The sequence below is a fragment of the Streptosporangium lutulentum genome (genome assembly GCF_030811455.1).
Lineage (GTDB): Bacteria > Actinomycetota > Actinomycetes > Streptosporangiales > Streptosporangiaceae > Streptosporangium > Streptosporangium lutulentum.
In genome coordinates this window covers 6,297,237-6,312,481 of record NZ_JAUSQU010000001.1, presented here as the reverse complement: position 1 = coordinate 6,312,481, position 15,245 = coordinate 6,297,237, and the positions used below count along the sequence as shown (strand labels likewise).

Annotated in this window: 15 protein-coding genes and 1 pseudogene; 10 read left to right on the top strand and 6 right to left on the bottom strand. The window is 67.6% G+C overall.

Features of this window, described 5'->3' with window-relative positions; translation table 11 throughout:
• Positions 1 to 76 precede the first annotated feature (76 nt).
• The gene (locus tag J2853_RS28010) at positions 77 to 715 is read right to left on the bottom strand and encodes an HD domain-containing protein (RefSeq protein ID WP_307563073.1); all 639 of its coding nucleotides are present in this window, start codon (positions 713 to 715) and stop codon (positions 77 to 79) included.
• Positions 716 to 843: 128 nt separating this feature from the next.
• Here J2853_RS28010 and J2853_RS28005 point away from each other — a divergent pair, with 128 nt between their 5' ends.
• Positions 844 to 1,779: a GlxA family transcriptional regulator gene (locus J2853_RS28005; RefSeq protein WP_307563071.1), complete on the top strand. Its 936-nt coding sequence runs from the start codon at positions 844 to 846 to the stop codon at positions 1,777 to 1,779.
• A gap of 331 nt (positions 1,780 to 2,110) precedes the next feature.
• Positions 2,111 to 2,785, top strand: coding sequence for a GntR family transcriptional regulator (locus tag J2853_RS28000; RefSeq protein WP_307563069.1), 675 nt, complete (start codon positions 2,111 to 2,113; stop codon positions 2,783 to 2,785).
• 181 nt (positions 2,786 to 2,966) lie between these two features.
• On the opposite strand, the gene J2853_RS27995 is transcribed toward J2853_RS28000, so the two are convergent.
• Together J2853_RS27995 and J2853_RS27990 are read right to left on the bottom strand one after the other, a co-directional pair.
• The gene (locus J2853_RS27995; RefSeq protein ID WP_307563067.1) at positions 2,967 to 3,563 is read right to left on the bottom strand and encodes an ATP-binding protein; all 597 of its coding nucleotides are present in this window, start codon (positions 3,561 to 3,563) and stop codon (positions 2,967 to 2,969) included.
• A gap of 41 nt (positions 3,564 to 3,604) precedes the next feature.
• Positions 3,605 to 3,796: pseudogene (locus J2853_RS27990) on the bottom strand (DUF5999 family protein); the annotation flags it as partial.
• Positions 3,797 to 4,262: 466 nt separating this feature from the next.
• Here J2853_RS27990 and J2853_RS27985 point away from each other — a divergent pair.
• Positions 4,263 to 4,670 (top strand): response regulator, encoded by a 408-nt coding sequence (locus tag J2853_RS27985; protein ID WP_307563066.1) that lies wholly within the window; start codon positions 4,263 to 4,265, stop codon positions 4,668 to 4,670.
• Between the two features lie 50 nt (positions 4,671 to 4,720).
• On the opposite strand, the gene J2853_RS27980 is transcribed toward J2853_RS27985, so the two are convergent.
• Positions 4,721 to 5,380 (bottom strand): response regulator, encoded by a 660-nt coding sequence (locus J2853_RS27980; protein WP_307563064.1) that lies wholly within the window; start codon positions 5,378 to 5,380, stop codon positions 4,721 to 4,723.
• 154 nt (positions 5,381 to 5,534) lie between these two features.
• Here J2853_RS27980 and J2853_RS27975 point away from each other — a divergent pair, with 154 nt between their 5' ends.
• Together J2853_RS27975 and J2853_RS27970 are read left to right on the top strand one after the other, a co-directional pair.
• Positions 5,535 to 7,415, top strand: coding sequence for a CHASE3 domain-containing protein (locus tag J2853_RS27975; protein ID WP_307563062.1), 1,881 nt, complete (start codon positions 5,535 to 5,537; stop codon positions 7,413 to 7,415).
• Between the two features lie 387 nt (positions 7,416 to 7,802).
• Positions 7,803 to 8,039 (top strand): DUF397 domain-containing protein, encoded by a 237-nt coding sequence (locus J2853_RS27970; protein WP_307563060.1) that lies wholly within the window; start codon positions 7,803 to 7,805, stop codon positions 8,037 to 8,039.
• 58 nt (positions 8,040 to 8,097) lie between these two features.
• Here J2853_RS27970 and J2853_RS27965 read toward each other — a convergent pair whose 3' ends face one another.
• Positions 8,098 to 9,399: a UDP-glucose dehydrogenase family protein gene (locus tag J2853_RS27965; protein WP_307568853.1), complete on the bottom strand. Its 1,302-nt coding sequence runs from the start codon at positions 9,397 to 9,399 to the stop codon at positions 8,098 to 8,100.
• 165 nt (positions 9,400 to 9,564) lie between these two features.
• Here J2853_RS27965 and J2853_RS27960 point away from each other — a divergent pair, with 165 nt between their 5' ends.
• The 3 genes from J2853_RS27960 to J2853_RS27950 all read left to right on the top strand — a co-directional run bounded on the left by J2853_RS27960 (position 9,565) and on the right by J2853_RS27950 (position 13,386).
• The gene (locus tag J2853_RS27960) at positions 9,565 to 10,728 is read left to right on the top strand and encodes an acyl-CoA dehydrogenase family protein (protein ID WP_307563058.1); all 1,164 of its coding nucleotides are present in this window, start codon (positions 9,565 to 9,567) and stop codon (positions 10,726 to 10,728) included.
• Between the two features lie 752 nt (positions 10,729 to 11,480).
• On the top strand, positions 11,481 to 12,563 hold the full coding sequence (locus J2853_RS27955; protein ID WP_307563057.1) for a hypothetical protein: 1,083 nt from the start codon (positions 11,481 to 11,483) through the stop codon (positions 12,561 to 12,563).
• Positions 12,541 to 13,386 carry a hypothetical protein gene (locus tag J2853_RS27950; protein ID WP_307563055.1) on the top strand — a complete coding sequence of 282 codons (846 nt, stop codon included), beginning with the start codon at positions 12,541 to 12,543 and terminating at the stop codon, positions 13,384 to 13,386. The genes J2853_RS27955 and J2853_RS27950 overlap by 23 nt, the downstream gene beginning before the upstream one ends.
• A 171-nt stretch (positions 13,387 to 13,557) precedes the next feature.
• Here J2853_RS27950 and J2853_RS27945 read toward each other — a convergent pair whose 3' ends face one another.
• Positions 13,558 to 13,938 (bottom strand): glyoxalase superfamily protein, encoded by a 381-nt coding sequence (locus J2853_RS27945; RefSeq protein WP_307563053.1) that lies wholly within the window; start codon positions 13,936 to 13,938, stop codon positions 13,558 to 13,560.
• Positions 13,939 to 14,200: 262 nt separating this feature from the next.
• Between J2853_RS27945 and J2853_RS27940 the strand changes: the two genes are divergently transcribed.
• Both J2853_RS27940 and J2853_RS27935 read left to right on the top strand, forming a co-directional pair.
• Positions 14,201 to 14,824: a TetR/AcrR family transcriptional regulator gene (locus J2853_RS27940; protein WP_307563051.1), complete on the top strand. Its 624-nt coding sequence runs from the start codon at positions 14,201 to 14,203 to the stop codon at positions 14,822 to 14,824.
• Complete coding sequence (locus tag J2853_RS27935; protein ID WP_307563050.1) at positions 14,821 to 15,195, top strand: VOC family protein; 375 nt, start codon at positions 14,821 to 14,823, stop codon at positions 15,193 to 15,195. The genes J2853_RS27940 and J2853_RS27935 overlap by 4 nt, the downstream gene beginning before the upstream one ends.
• The last annotated feature ends 50 nt before the right edge of the window (positions 15,196 to 15,245 follow it).

Here is a 15,245-nt window from a genome sequence, read left to right as displayed (position 1 = left end):
GAGGCCGGTGTGAGCTCCGGATCGTCTCGCTGACGCCGGACGGCGGGCGCACCGTGATCAAGCCGGGCGGATGCCGTCATTCGGGCCAGGCGGAGTTTTCGATGATCTCGACGAAGTTCGGGCGGACGAAGCCGGGGGCGAACCGCTCCAGGACGTCCGCGTTCACGTTGCCGAAGGTCGTCCGGGGCCGGTAGTCGTTGCCCTCGGTGAAGGCGGCCAGGATACGGCGCTTGAAGTCGGGGCGGGGATGGGCCGCGACGATCTCCGCAAGGGCCTCTTCCGGGATCTCGCCCAGGCCGATGCCCAGGACGTCCGCCTCGACCCCGGTGGTGACCAGGGCGATCTCCGGAGCCATGTGGTACGGGACCTCGGGCGTGGTGTGCAGAGCGATCGCCTCCCACACGATGCGGGCACTGTCATCCGGCACGCCGTGCTCCTTGAGGAAGCGGCGCGCCTCGTCCGCGCCGTCGATCTCGAAGCGCTGGTCGGCGGTCCGGTAGGTCTCGGTCAGGCCGAGGTCGTGGAACATCGCGCCGACGTACAGCAGCTCGGGGTCGTAGTCGAGTCCCCGCCGGATGCCGGCCAGCGAACCGAACAGGAACACTCGCCGGGAGTGGTCGAACAGGAGCGGCGGGGCCGCTTCGCCGACCAGGTCGGTGGCGGCCTTCACCAGGGAGCTGTCGGGAATTTCAATATCCGCTATACGAGTGGACATCTTCCGACTCCTTCTTGCGGGAGGTTCGTGAACGTGTGGTGTCCCTTCGATGCTCTCCAAGTGCCGGTATGGCGGGCCATGTCTATCTGGACGGATACCCCATAGATTCGGTCATTAGGATGAAAAGTATGAGCATCGTGATGCTTGCCTACGACCGCGTGCGACTGCTCGACGTCACCGGCCCCCTGGAGGTGTTCGCCACCGCCGGAATCCCGGTGACCCTGTGCTCGCCGGACGGGTGCGACGTCCTGACCTCGACCGGACTGAGGATCGGGGTGAGCGCCGCGGTGTCCGAGATCGCCGGCGCCCACACCGTGATCGTCCCCGGCAGCGAAGACCTGCCCGGCGGAGCCTTTCCTCCGGGGTCACTCGACGGGGTGGCCGCGCTGACCGCCGGCGCGAGCAGGATCGCCTCGGTGTGCACCGGCGCGTTCGCGCTCGCCGAGGTGGGACTGCTCGACGGCCGGCGCGCGACCACCCACTGGCGGCACACGACCGTGTTCGCCAGGCGCTACCCGCGCGTCGAGGTCGAACCGGACGCGATCTACGTCCGTGACGGCCGGATGCTCACCTCCGCCGGCGTCAGCGCCGGAATCGACCTGGCCCTCGCGATGGTCGAGGAGGACGGCGGAGCCGGCCTCGCCCGGGAAGTGGCCAAGGACATGGTCGTCTTCCTGCAGCGTCCCGGCGGCCAGTCCCAGTTCTCGGTGGCGGCCCGCACGCCGAAACCCCGTCACGACGGGCTGCGCGAACTCCTCGACGCCGTGGTCGCCGATCCGGCGGCCGACCACTCGCTCCCCGCCCTGGCGGTCCGGGGCGGCTTCAGCGTCCGCCACCTGACGCGGCTCTTCCGCAGCCAGATCGGCAGCACTCCGGCCGCCTACGTGGAGTCGGTGCGGTTCGAGGCCGCGCGAGCCCTCCTGGAGGCCGGGGAGACGGTCACCGCCGCGGCGGGCCGTACCGGACTGGGCAGCGAGGAGTCGCTGCGCCGTATCTTCCACCGCCATCTGGGGGTGCCGCCGTCCTCCTACCGCGCCCGCTTCCACAGCTCCGGCCGGCAGTAGGGCTTCGGAGAAGATCAGGAGAATCGGCGGCGCGCGGCCCCGGGCGGGGCGGGGCGAGGCTCGGGCGGCGACCGTACCGGACGGTCGAGGATCTCCGGGGGGTTCCGGTGGGCGGAACACCGGACGACGTCGTCGAGCGGCGTCTCACGTCGCGGGGATGGCGGAGCTGATCACCTTTCCCGTGATTTCCGGCTAACCTTTCCCCTCTGGGAGGAACGAATCCAACCTCTGGACGAGCAGGTTCTTCCAAGAGTGCGTCTAGCCTGGCATGACCTGTGTACTCCTGTGTACGCGTATGGGCGCGTGCGCCGATGCCTCCAAAGGGACATAAATGGCCGTTCGAGTTCCTCCCTCGGCTGCACCGGTCGACGACCGCCGGCCCTCGCCGTACGAGCGGCTGAAGCAGGCGATCCTCACCGGTGAGCTGGTCCCCGGCCAGCAGCTCGTCGAGACCCCCCTGGCGCAGTGGTGCCAGGTGAGCCGCACCCCCATCCGGGAGGCGCTCACGCGGCTGGAGCAGGACGGGCTCGTACTGCGCACCGACCGCGGCCTGGTGGTTCGCGAACGGAGCCCCGAGGAGATCCTCGACATCTACGAGACCAGGATCGTGCTCGAGGCCATGGCCGCGAGAACGGCCGCGATCCGCCGTTCCCCGATCGACGTCATCACCATGCGGCGCGTCGCCGACCGCCTGGAGCGCCTCGACACCGGAGACGAGATCGAGCTGGTGGAGGCCAACCGCGACCTGCACCGGGCTCTGTGGCGAGCCACGCACAACGAGTCGTTGATCGACCTGCTCACGCGTCTTGATCTCCACCTCGCTCGTTACCCGGCGACGACCCTGTCGCAGCCGGGGCGGTGGCGCGAGGCGAACGCCGAGCACCGGGCGATCGTCGATGCCGTCGACGCGCAGGACCCGGACCTCGCCGAGGATCTCGCCGCGAAGCACTTCACCAGGGCCCGCGATCTGCGGCTCGCCATCTGGGCGGCCGGCTCACACGGCTGACCCGTCCCCGGGCGGTCGTCCGGCCGGGGACGTTCAGTACGGCAGCGGCTTCCCCGACGGGGTTCGCAGGTCCAGCGTGACCCTGACGGGACGCCTCGGGGACTTGCGGGTCTGGATCCGGCGCATTCTGTGAGACTCCTGTCGTCTGTCCGTACGGGCCAGGCCGTCGACGGCGGGTCGTTCAGCGGGTAGGGGCTTCCGGGTGGTCCGGGAAGGCTTCCGGAGGGTCCGTCATCCGTGTCCCGGGCCGTCGTGGGGCGTCGGGCGACGCGTGTACGGGCAGCTCGAACCAGGTGGTCTTCCCCGTGGGCGTGTGGTCGCTCCCCCAGCGCTGGGACAGCAGGTCGAGCAGGAGCAGCCCGCGGCCTCCCTCTTCGTCGTCGCGGGCGTTGCGCAAACCGGGCAGGGCGGGGTTCGCGTCCTCGACCTCGCAGCGCAGCGTTCCGTCCTGGAAGGAGAGCACGAGCAGGATCGGCCCCCACGCGTGGCGCAGCGTGTTGGTGACCAGCTCGCTGGTGAGCAACTCGACGATCTCGCTCTGCCTGTCGGCTCCCCAGGCGGCCAGCTGGCCGCGGACCAGGTGCCGTGCGTCGGGGACCGAGGAGGAGACGGGGGAGAGCGACCATGAGACCTTTCGGACGCCGGGGTTCTCGGCGGAGCCGGCGAATTCCCGGAAGTTGCGAACGGCGAGTCCGCCGAGGTGGTGGACGGTGGTTCTGAACCGGCAGCAGGCGTGCGCGTAGCCGTCCCTGAGCGTGGTCGCGATGGGCAAAGGCACCTGGGCGCTCATCCGCGGAGCGACGAGAGCGACGAGCGGTCTCATGCGGCCCGTCCAGGGTCGCCGCGATGGGCGGGAACACTGCGGCCGTCGGGCAGGAGTTCGCCGGTGTCGTCGAAGACCACCACCCCGTTGCAGAGCAGCCCCCACCCCTGTTCCGGATGAGAGGCCACGAGCCGGGCGGCGTCGTGATCGGGGGCGTCCGAGGACGGGCACGGCGACTCGTGCGGACACTCGGTCGTGCCCCGCTCCCGACTGACCGGGTGAGGCTCCTCCCACGCGGTGTCGGGTCGGCCCGCGTTTTCGGGCCGGGCCGTACCGCCGGCCTCGGGTGACGGGTGCCGAGGCCCGCGTGAGGTGGGACGGGCACCGTCCGCCGCGCGGATCTCCCAGTTCGAGGAGGCCGCGCAGCCGTACGTATTTGCGGAACGTCCGCGGAATCGGTTCTTGAACATGTTCGCCTCCGGCCACTGAGACCCGTCGCGGTGATCTCCCGGTTGTTCTCACCGGCCCGCGCCCGGTTCCGAGGGGCGACGGATCTCTCAGGCGGATCTGTCAGCTGCTTCTGACTTCAACGATCCGGTTTCCGGCGTCCGTTGTCTTCGCGGGCAGCCTCCATTTCGGGTCCATGCCAGCGGAACCTCCGGCATCCCTGCTAGCTGCAATGCATGACCGGCTTTTTACTGCGATCCTGAGGCCGTGGCCCTACGTTGTCTTATCGTCGACGACAACGATCGCTTTCTCGAGGTCGCTCGCGGCCTGCTCGAACGAGAGGGGATCGTGGTCGTCGGCGTCGCGTCGACATGCGCCGACGCCCTTCGGCGGGCCGGCGAGTTGCGGCCGGACGTCACGCTCGTCGACATCGGCCTCGGGGAGGAGAGCGGGTTCGATCTCGCGCGGCAACTGGCGAGAGCGGGATGCGAGGAGCGATCGCGCGTGATCCTGATCTCGGCGTACGCCGAGAAGGATTTCGTGGACATGATCGCGGCCAGCCCCGCGGTCGCGTTCCTGCCGAAGTCGTGTCTCTCGGGAAGAGCGATCAGTGAGATCCTCGGGGCCGCGGGCGCCGGGAGCCTGCCGGCCGACGGCCCCTCCGCACAGCGCTGACCGGGCTTACCCGCGACGGGGACGGCGATTCAGGCTCGAAGGGCGTCCCGCTAGCGTGATCCGAGGAAGGTGAGGACCGCGAGGACACGCCGGTGATCGTCTTCGGTCTCCGGCAGCCGCATCCTGGAGAGGATGCTGCGCACGTGTTTCTCGACGGTGCCCTCGGCGATCCAGAGCTGGTGGGCGATACCGGCGTTCGAACGCCCCTCCGCCATCAGCGCGAGTACTTCGTGCTCGCGCTCGGTGAGAAGCTCCAGCGGGTCGTTCCTGCGGCGGGCCCCGATGAGCTCGTGCACGAGGCCGGGGTCGATGACGGAGCCGCCCTGGACGATGCGCTTGATCGTCTCGATGAAGTCGGCCACGTCGGTCACCCGGCTCTTGAGCAGGTAACCGATCCGCTGTCCGGTGGCGAGCAACTCCATCGCCTGCTCGACTTCGATGTGCGCCGACAGCAGGAGGATTCCGATCTCGGGGAACTCCTCGCGGATCACCCGGGCCGCCTCGACCCCCTCGGTCTCGTGGGCGGGGGGCATCCGGATGTCGACGACGACAAGATCGGGCTCACTCTCCCGGACGAGGGAGAGGAGCTGCGACGCGTCTCCGGCCTGGCCGGCGATCTCGAACCCCGACCGCTCAAGCAGGCTCGCGATTCCCTCGCGGAGCAGGACGTCGTCGTCCGCCACCGCTATCCGCGTCCGGCTGTCGTCCACCGCTCTCCATCACCGTAGACTGATATCATTGGGTGTTTTAGCCATTATTGTCCGATTTTCTCTAGGTGGTTAGCCGGCGGGACGAATCATGAGGGCATGGACGTCAAGCAGGATCCGACCGAGGACGAACGGGAGAGCTGGACTGACGCGCCGTATGGTCGGCGCGAGCGGTCTGCTCGCGCTGCTGACCGGCGTTGCCTTCGCGATGCTGTTGTGGGCGATCATCGACCTGAACGAGGCCGTTGACGAAAGGAGATATACCCGGACGGCGCTCGTCGAGGCAGGCATCGTCGAAAATCTGATCGTCGACCTCGAGACGGGCCAGCGAGGCTTCCTCATCACCCGGCAGGAGAACTTCCTCAAGCCATGGGAAGACGCCCGGACCGCCTTTCCCGGACAGGCACGGGAGTTCGCGCGATTCTCCCTCAGCCCTGAGGAGAGGGTCCTGGCTCAGCAGATCATCCAGGGGGGAGAGTCCCTCATCCGGGACTATTCGATTCCGCTGGTCAACGCGGCACGGCGGAACGACCCCTACGCGTGGAGCCTGGAGGCGAACGAAGAGGGGATGCGACGCGTCGACACGCTGAGGGCCCAGTTCGACCGCTATGAGAAGGTGGCGCGCTCCATCCTCAGGCAGCGTGAGGATGTCGCCAAAGCCCGTTCTCAGCAGGCGATCGCCGGGGCGTCGGCCGGGCTCGCGGGGTCGATTCTCCTCACCGTCGCCTTCGCGGCGTACCTGACGCGGGCGATCGTCGGACCGGTCCGGAGAGCGTCCGTCGTGGCGAGCCGGCTCGCCGCCGGCGACCTCGGCGCGCGGATGCCCGAGACCAGCGCCGGCGAGATCGGTGAGCTCGAAGTCGCGTTCAACACCATGGGGGTCTCGCTGGAGGCGAGTCGTGACGAGTTCCGCAGAATCGCGGAGGAGCAGGCCGCGCTGCGGCGCGTCGCGACGCTCGTCGCGCGCGGGGTGGAGCCGCCCGAGGTCTTCAACGCGGTCACCGCCGAGATGGGCCACCTCCTGAAAACGCAGTACAGCGGGATGATCCGCTACGAGTCCGACGGAACGATGACCGTGGTCGGCCATTGGGCCGATCCCGGCGCTCCCGAACGGCTGCCGCCCAACGGCTCGCGCTGGCCGGTCGACGACGGGAGCGTCGCGGAACTGGTGCTGCGGTCGGGGAAGCCTGCGCGGATCGACCACTACGACGGTGGCGGCGAGATCGCCACGTGGGTGCGCGAGCGGGGGGTCAACTCCGCGGTCGGCTGCCCCATCGTGGTCGAGGGACGTCTGTGGGGCGCGCTGATCGTTTTTTCGATCGATCCCGGGCCGCAGCCCGAGGACAGCGAGGAGCGCATGACGGACTTCACCGAGCTCGTCGCGACGGCGGTCGCCAATGCCGAGGGCAGGGCCGAACTGACCGCCTCCCGCGCCCGTGTCGTCGCGGCCGCCGACGAGACCCGCCGCCGCATCGAGCGCGATCTGCATGACGGAACGCAACAGCGCCTGGTGACGCTCGGACTCGAACTGCGCGCGGCGGAGGCCGCCGCGCCGCCCGGACTGGAGAAGCTCAGGCAACAGCTCTCCCATACGGCCCAGGGGCTGGCCGGGGCCGCCGAGGATCTCCAGGAGATCTCGCGGGGCATTCATCCGGCGGTCCTCTCCAGGGGTGGCCTCGGGCCCGCCCTCAAGACGCTCGCGCGCCGCTCCGTCGTCCCGGTCGAGCTCAACGTGGTCGCCGACCGGCGCCTGGCGGAGCGCATCGAGGTGGCCGCCTACTACGTCGTGTCGGAGGCGTTGACGAACGCGGCCAAGCACGCACACGCGTCCGTGGTCTCCGTCGATCTCGACGTGGGGGAGGGGAACCTCCGGCTGTCGATCTGCGACGACGGGGTCGGGGGAGCGAACCCCGCGGAGGGATCGGGGCTGATCGGTCTCAGGGACCGTGTCGAGGCGCTCGGCGGCAGGCTTGAGATCACGAGTCCCGTGGAGGGCGGTACGGCGCTGTTCGTCCGGATTCCCAACCCGGACAGCTGAGCCCGGCTCGGCCGGGCCCGAATACGGCCTCCGCGAGCCGGGTACGGCCGACCGCGGCCCGCCCGTACCCGCCCGTGCCCATCCGCGGCCCGCCCGTGCCCGCCCGTGCCCGCCCGTGCCCATCCGCGGCCCGTCCGTGCCCGTCAGCGCTCGTCTGTGGCCTTCGTCACCTCGGGGAGACGGGCGTTCCACCGGTCCGCCCGGTGCTTTCGTCATTGCGGGCGTCGAAGGCGGCCCGGATACTGTGCTTGTGGAGTTCGTCGCCGGAGGGCACGTCAAGGACCGTCCTCGGCCTCCGGCGGAGGCGTGTGAACGTTACGAGGCGATCCGCTCGGAGGCCCTGCCCGGTCGGGCGACCGCCGACCTCATCGGGAAGGTGATGGCGACATGGAAGCAGACCTGAGCAAGGCCGTCTGGCACAAGGCGTCCCTCAGCAGCGGCAACGGCGGCGAATGCGTCGAGGTGGCCGTGGTGGACGCACCCGGCACCGGGCACAAGGCGGACCTCGGCTCCCTCTATGTGTTGCGCGACTCCAAGAATCCCGACGGCCCGAAGCTGTTCTTCACCCGATCGGAGTGGGACGCGTTCGTCGGCGGCGTGAAACTCGGAGAGTTCGACAACTGACCTCGGAGCGTTCGGAGACCGAGGAAGCCGAGACCCAGGCCCCTGCGGTGCTCAGGGGTCACGGGCGCCCGAGGGCGCGGTAGTGCCAGCCGGCGGCCCGCCAGGTTTCGGCGTCGAGGGCGTTGCGGCCGTCGACGATCTTGCGAGCGGCGACGACGGTGCCGAGCTGCTCGGGGTCGAGGTCGATGAACTCCTGCCATTCGGTCAGCAGCAGCACGACATGGGCGTCCCGGGCCGCCTCCAGGGCGGAGGAGCCGTAGGAGAGCTCGGGGTGGGCCCGGCGGGCGTTCTCCTGGGCGACGGGGTCGTAGATGGTGACCTGGCCACCCTGCTGACCGATCTTGACGGCGACGTCGAGGGCGGGGGAGTCGCGGATGTCGTCGGAGTTGGGCTTGAACGCGGCGCCGAGCACGGCGAGGGTGCAGCCCTGGAAGGAACCGCCAGCCAGCTCGCGGGCCAGGTCGACCATGCGGGCCCGGCGGCGCATGTTGATCGCGTCGACCTCGCGCAGGAAGGTCAGCGCCTGGTCGGCGCCGAGCTCTCCGGCACGGGCCATGAAGGCGCGGATGTCCTTGGGCAGGCAGCCTCCGCCGAAGCCCAGACCGGGGTTGAGATACCTGCCGCCGATGCGGTCGTCGAACGAGAGCGCCAGGGACAGCTGCTTGACGTCGGCGTGGGCGGCCTCGCAGACCTCGGCCATCGCGTTGATGAAAGAGATCTTGGTGGCGAGGAACGCGTTGGCGGCCACCTTGACCAGCTCGGCGGTCGGGTAGTCCGTGATAACCATCGGGGTGCCCGCCTCGATCATCGAGGCGTAGACCTCACGCATGATCTTCTCGGCCCTGTCGGAGGCCACGCCCAGCACGATCCGGTCGGGGTGCAGGGTGTCCTTCACGGCGAAGCCCTCGCGGAGGAACTCGGGGTTCCAGGCCAGCTCGGCTCCCGAGCCGATCGGCGCCAGCCTGGCCAGCTTGTCGGCCAGGTGCTGGGCGGTGCCGACGGGGACCGTGGACTTGCCGACGATCAGGCATTCGCGGTTCAGGTGAGGCGCCAGCGACTCGATGGCGGACTCCAGATAGGAGACGTCCGCCGCGTACTCGCCCGGCTTCTGCGGGGTGCCCAGGCACAGGAAGTGCACGTCACCGAAGGCCGCCGCCTCCTCGTAGGAGGTGGTGAAGCGCAGTCGCCCGTTGGCGAGGTTGCGCCTGAGGATCTCTTCGAGACCAGGTTCGTATATGGGCAGATCCCCGGCCTGGAGTCGACGGACCTTCTCCGCGTCCACGTCGAGGCTGAGGACTTCGAAGCCCAGCTCGGCCATGCACGCCGATGTCGTCGCACCGAGGTATCCGGTTCCCACCATCGTCAGGCGGTAGGCCACAGGTGCTCCCTTCGGTTTCTGCCCAATTCTTTGCCGACAGAGTACCGGCATCTGACACTTGCCCTGTTCCACCTGGGCAAACAGGAGCAACACATATCACATTGGATGGAGCGGTCCATACTTCCTTGGACGTCCTACTATTTTCCCATGAGCTTCCCTCTCTATTCGCTGCCCGAAGAGCACCAGATGCTCAGGGAGACCGTCCGCGACCTCGCCGACGCGAAGATCGCTCCTCGTGCCGCCGAGGCGGACGAGACAGGGGAGTTCCCCTGGGATGTCTACAAGGCGCTCGTCGCGGCCGACCTGCACGCCGTACATGTTCCCGAGGAGTATGGCGGAACGGGGGCGGATGCTCTCGCAACCGTCATCGTCATCGAGGAGGTGGCGCGTGCCTGTGCTTCCTCCTCTCTTATTCCCGCGGTCAACAAGCTCGGAACGGTCCCGCTGCTGCTGTCGGCCTCCGAGGAGGTCAAGCAGCGCTATCTCGCCCCCGTCGCGCGGGGTGAGGCGATGTTCTCCTACGCCCTGTCCGAGGCGGAGGCGGGCAGCGACGCCGCAGGCATGAAGACCCGCGCCGTGGCCGACGGCGACCACTACGTGCTCAACGGCGCCAAGATGTGGATCACCAATGCCGGGGTGTCGGAGTACTACACGGTGATGGCCGTGACCGAGCCCGGCATCGGGGCCAAGGGCATCTCCGCGTTCGTCGTGGAGAAGGACGACGAGGGGGTCAGCTTCGGCGCCAAGGAGAGGAAGCTCGGCATCAAGGGCTCCCCGACCCGCCAGGTCATCCTGGAGGACGTACGGATCCCGGCCTCCCGGATGATCGGCGACCCCGGCACCGGCTTCAAGACCGCCCTGGCCACCCTGGACCACACCCGCATCACCATCGCCGCCCAGGCACTCGGCATCGCCCAGGGCGCACTGGACTACGCGGTGGGCTACGTCAAGGAGCGCAAGCAGTTCGGCAAGGCGATCGCCGAGTTCCAGGGCGTCCAGTTCATGCTCGCCGACATGGCGATGAAGCTGGAGGCGGCCCGCCAGCTCACCTACGCCGCCGCCGCCAAGTCGGAGCTGGCCATGCACGGCGAGCCGCAGAAGGACCTCACGTTCTTCTCCAGCGCCGCCAAGTGCGCCGCCTCCGACGCCGCCATGGAGATCACCACCGACGCCGTCCAGCTCCTCGGCGGATACGGCTACACCAGCGACTACCCGGTCGAGCGCATGATGCGCGACGCCAAGATCACCCAGATCTACGAGGGCACCAACCAGATCCAGCGCATGGTCATGGCCAGGCAGCTCCTCAAGTAGCCGTCGAGCAGTCGGAACCCCGCCTCGATTCGATCGTGGGCGGGGTTCGTTGTCTCACGCTTATCCTTAAGTGATCATCGTTCCGCATAGGTTTCGCGCGATCGGAACAGCCTCGGAACAACCGACGTCCGTTGTCTTCCAGGTTTGGTCTTGGGAGCCCGGCATCACATGCGATCTTGGGTATGGAGAGCGAACTCCAGGATCGCCGCGCGGCTGAGACATTCCGCCAGTTCCTTGATCGATATGGTCCTTGGCGAGCATGAGTCCTGCGAGCAGCAGAGGCATTGCGGCTGAGGCTGCCAGCGTGGAAGTCGTGAACCGGCTCCAGGTGAGTACGGCAAAGACGGGAAATCCGGTTTCACGGACTGTTTTCAAAGAGCTGCCGTGTAGGAAGAAGCCTCAATTCAAGGCGACCGGCTCGTGTCTGCGGCTACCGTGAGACCCGAAGAGGTTGCATTCGCTGAGGCACAGGGAGTGATCGGGGCTCTGTCGTGCGGTCAGTCTCATGCAGCGACTCGTCTTTTCGATCTGAACTCCACGCCTGTGATCTGGATCCGCGCACTCCAGATCATCCACTCCTCCGACGGCCGAGCGCTTGGCGCATTAGGTGGTTGGTCGGCTTCAGAGCTGCGCGGAAGCAAAACTTTCCGTGAGTGCACCGTACATCGATCGTAGGCGGACGTTCGGGAAATAGCAGCTTTCCGCCGCTTGCGGAGATAGGATATTTCCTGAACGTACGAAAGGTGGAGGGCATGGAGGCACCGCTGCGACCTCGGAGTGAGGCAGATGTTCTACAGGCGGTGATGGCCGTTCTGGCTGATCGACTGCCCGCGGGATGGACGACACGACTGCGAGAAGGCGAGATGATTCCTGATCATCGCTCCGATGCGCTTTTAGCTGTGACGGCGCCGGATGGAACCTCGGTCACCTTGGCGCTGGCGGTCAAACAACTGGTGGAGGGGCGCGACGTTGCCGCGATGCGGGATCAACTAGAGCGCTTCGTGCAGCATGTTCCCGGTGTCCGCGGCGTGGTCGTCGCCAGATACCTGTCGCCGCCGGTGCGCAAACGGCTCTCCGATGCGGGCTTGTCCTACGCCGACGCGACGGGAAACGTGCTTCTGAACGTGTCCAGTCCCGGACTGTACATCGCGGATCGAGGGGCCGATCGTGATCCGTGGCGCGGTCCCGGTAGACCGCGGGGGACGTTGAAGGGCACTCCGGCCGCGAAGGTCGTGCGTGCGCTGCTGGACTACGACAGATCATGGGCGATTCGCGAACTGGTCGATGTTGCTGGCGTTTCCACGGGGTCGACCTATCGGGTGATTGAATTCCTGCAGGGCGAAGAACTGGCGATACGAGACGACTCGGGCGCAACGGTCGTGCCTGACTGGGTTGCGTTGTTGCGGCGCTGGAGTGGTGACTACGGGTTCGTACGAGACAACCACGTCACGCGATGGATAGCGCCGAGAGGTCTGGCCGATCTTGTGAAGCGTGCGGCGGGTAGCCCTGTTCAGTACGCCGTGACGGGGACCTTGGCTGCTGCCGAATGGGCTGCATATGCGCCGGCCCGCTCCGCAATGATCTACACAACAGATGTTGATCAAGCCGTGCGGTTATGGGGCCTTCGCTCTGCCGATGCCGGGGCGAACGTGATGTTGGCCAAGCCTGATAGCGACGTCGTCTTTACCCGCACGCTCACCACTGTCTCCGATCTCACGATTGCGGCACCGACCCAGGTCGCCGTCGACTTGATGACCGGTCCCGGGCGCAGTCCATCCGAAGCCGAAGAACTCATTGAATGGATGAACTTGAATGAATCCACATGGCGGCGATAAAGGCGACATCCTCGTCAGATCCCGTTCAGCTCTTCTCGATGCCCTAGGTGCGCTGGACGCTCATCGAGACGCGGTGATCGTGATCGGTGCACAGGCCATTTACTTGCGCACGGCGGGGTCTCCTGTCGCGCTCGCTGAGGCGACCAAAGATAGTGACCTCGCGCTCGATCCCAGAAAGCTCGACGACGACCCGCTCCTGGAGGAAGCCATGAGCCGCGCGGGCTTCTACCCTGACCTGGTCAAGGGGCAGCCGGGCGGATGGCTCAATCCCGAGGGAATCCCCGTCGATCTGATGGTGCCCGAGGTTCTGGCAGGACCCGGTTCGAAAGGCGCACGTCGAGCTCGTATCCCACCGCATGACCGCCGGGTTGCCCGCCGTGCCCGTGGTCTCGAAGCCGCCGTTGTCGACAATACGGTCATGGAGGTTGCCGCCCTTGAGCTGACCGACCCGCGTACGTACCGGGTCAGAGTCGCAGGGCCGGCGGCATTGCTGGTCGCCAAGCTCCACAAGATCGCCGAACGTGCCGCTGATTCGCCAGGGCGATTGAACGACAAGGACGCTCACGACACATACCGCATCCTGATCGGCGTTGACACCGTCGAATTGGTTTCCGCGTTGGAGGTCCTGCGTTGCGATCCAGTCAGTGGTGAGACAACGAACCAAGCCATCGAGTATTTGGCCAAGTTATTCGCGGTCGGGCCGGACGCGCTCGGCCCGAGCATGGCCGGACGCGCTGAGGAAGGAATCGGTGAACCTGAGACCGTTGCACTGTCGGCATCCCTTCTGGCCGCCGACCTTGTTCAGGCGCTGGGGGCGTACTAAAGTCCGGCCACGATGCGCGTGTGACCAGCCGTCTGACGAACGCCAGGGGCGGATCTCGTAGGGCCCGCGGGCGGCCGGACGGATCCGAACCGCGTCGCGGGCGTCTCCACGCCTCCGTTCCGGGAGAACTCCGCAGACCGCGGACCAGGATGGTCACGCCCCGCCGGCTGATCAGTAGGGGAGTTGCTGCAGGGTCCAGCCGTTGCCGTCGGGGTCCTTGAAGGCCGCGTACGAGACCGTCGGCTTCCCCGGGGCGGTCATGTCCTCGACCTCGCCGATCTCCACCCCCCGCTCGGCGAGTTCCTTCCGCGCGGCGTGGATGTCCGAGACGACCAGGTGCAGGCCCTGAACCGAGCCCGGCGCCGTGTCGACGATCCCGACACCGATGCAGATGGAGCAGGCCGATCCGGGAGGTGTCAGCTGCACCACGCGGAACGTCTCGCCGAAGCTCTGGTCGAGGTCGGCGTTGAAGCCGAGCTGTTCGGTGTAGAAGGCCTTCGCGCGGTCCACATCCGTGACGGGAACCGGCACCAGCTCAAGCTTCATGTCCATGGCACATCGCCTCTTCCGTGTAGTCGATCTGTCACGTCGAACCTAATGAGGTATCGACTCCAAGGGGCGCGGATCGACACGGCCGACCGCGTTTTCATGAAATTTCTGGTGAAGGGGCCGGAACCGGTACGGGCTTCTGCGGGTCCGGCCGTACCGGTCGTGTCTGATCGCTTCGCGGAGTTCTCAAATTCACCGGGATCAGTGCGGAGTGAGCGCTCACTCCTTATTGACGGAGTGAGCGCTCACTCCGTACTGTGGCGTCATGACAGATTCCCCCACCCGGCGGCGAGCGCCGGGAATGAGCCCCGAACAGCGCAGAGCGATGATCGTCGCGGCGGCCCTGCCGCTGGTCGCCGAGTACGGCGCCGCGATCACCACGAGTCAGATCGCACGGGCCGCGGGCATCGGCGAGGCCACCATCTTCCGGGCCTTCGCCGACAAGGAAGAGGTGCTCACCGCGTGCCTGGCCGAGGCGATGAGCCCCGGCCACGTGCTGAACGAACTGGCCTCCATCTCCCTCGACGAGCCGCTCGCGGTGCGACTGGCCGAGGCGGCCGAGGCCATGCGAGCCCACCTGGAACGCATGGGCACCGTGATCGGAACACTGCACGCCTTCGGCCACCGTCGCCAGACCACCGAGGAGCGGCCGGCGTCGAGCGGCCGGGGGGCCTTGATGAGCGAGCTGCGCGACGGCGTGGCCGAACTGATCGAACCCGACCGGGCCACCCTGCGCCTGGATCCGGAAAAGCTCTCCTCGATCTTCCTGAGCATGCTCTTCACCCAGCGTCGCCGACTCGCAGACGATGAGGCCCCGGAGCTGACCCCACAGGAAATCGTCGACGTCCTCCTGCACGGCGCCCTCAACGACCCCGGGCTTCCGCGATGACCATCACCCTGAACCACACCATCGTCCCCGCCACCGACCACCGTGAGGCCGCCCGGTTCCTCGCCTCGATCATGGGTCTGGAACGGTTGCCGCCCGCCGGCCGGACAGGTCACTTCGCCCCCGTGCGCGTGAACGAGCAACTGACCCTCGACTTCATGGCCGTGGACGAACCCCAAGGACACCACCTGGTGTTCGACGTGGATCCGGCGACCTTCGACCGGATCCTGGCCCGGCTGCGCGCGGCGGGCGTGCCCTACGGCAACGACCCCGCCCACCCCGACAACGGCCGGATCGACCACCCCCTCTGCCCCCGCGGCCTGTTCTTCGCCGACGCCTTCCGCAACCTGTACGAGGTGATGTCCCCGGCCTGACCCGGCCCCGTCACGGCGGCGACCTTCCGGCAGGCCCGGCGAGGTTCACC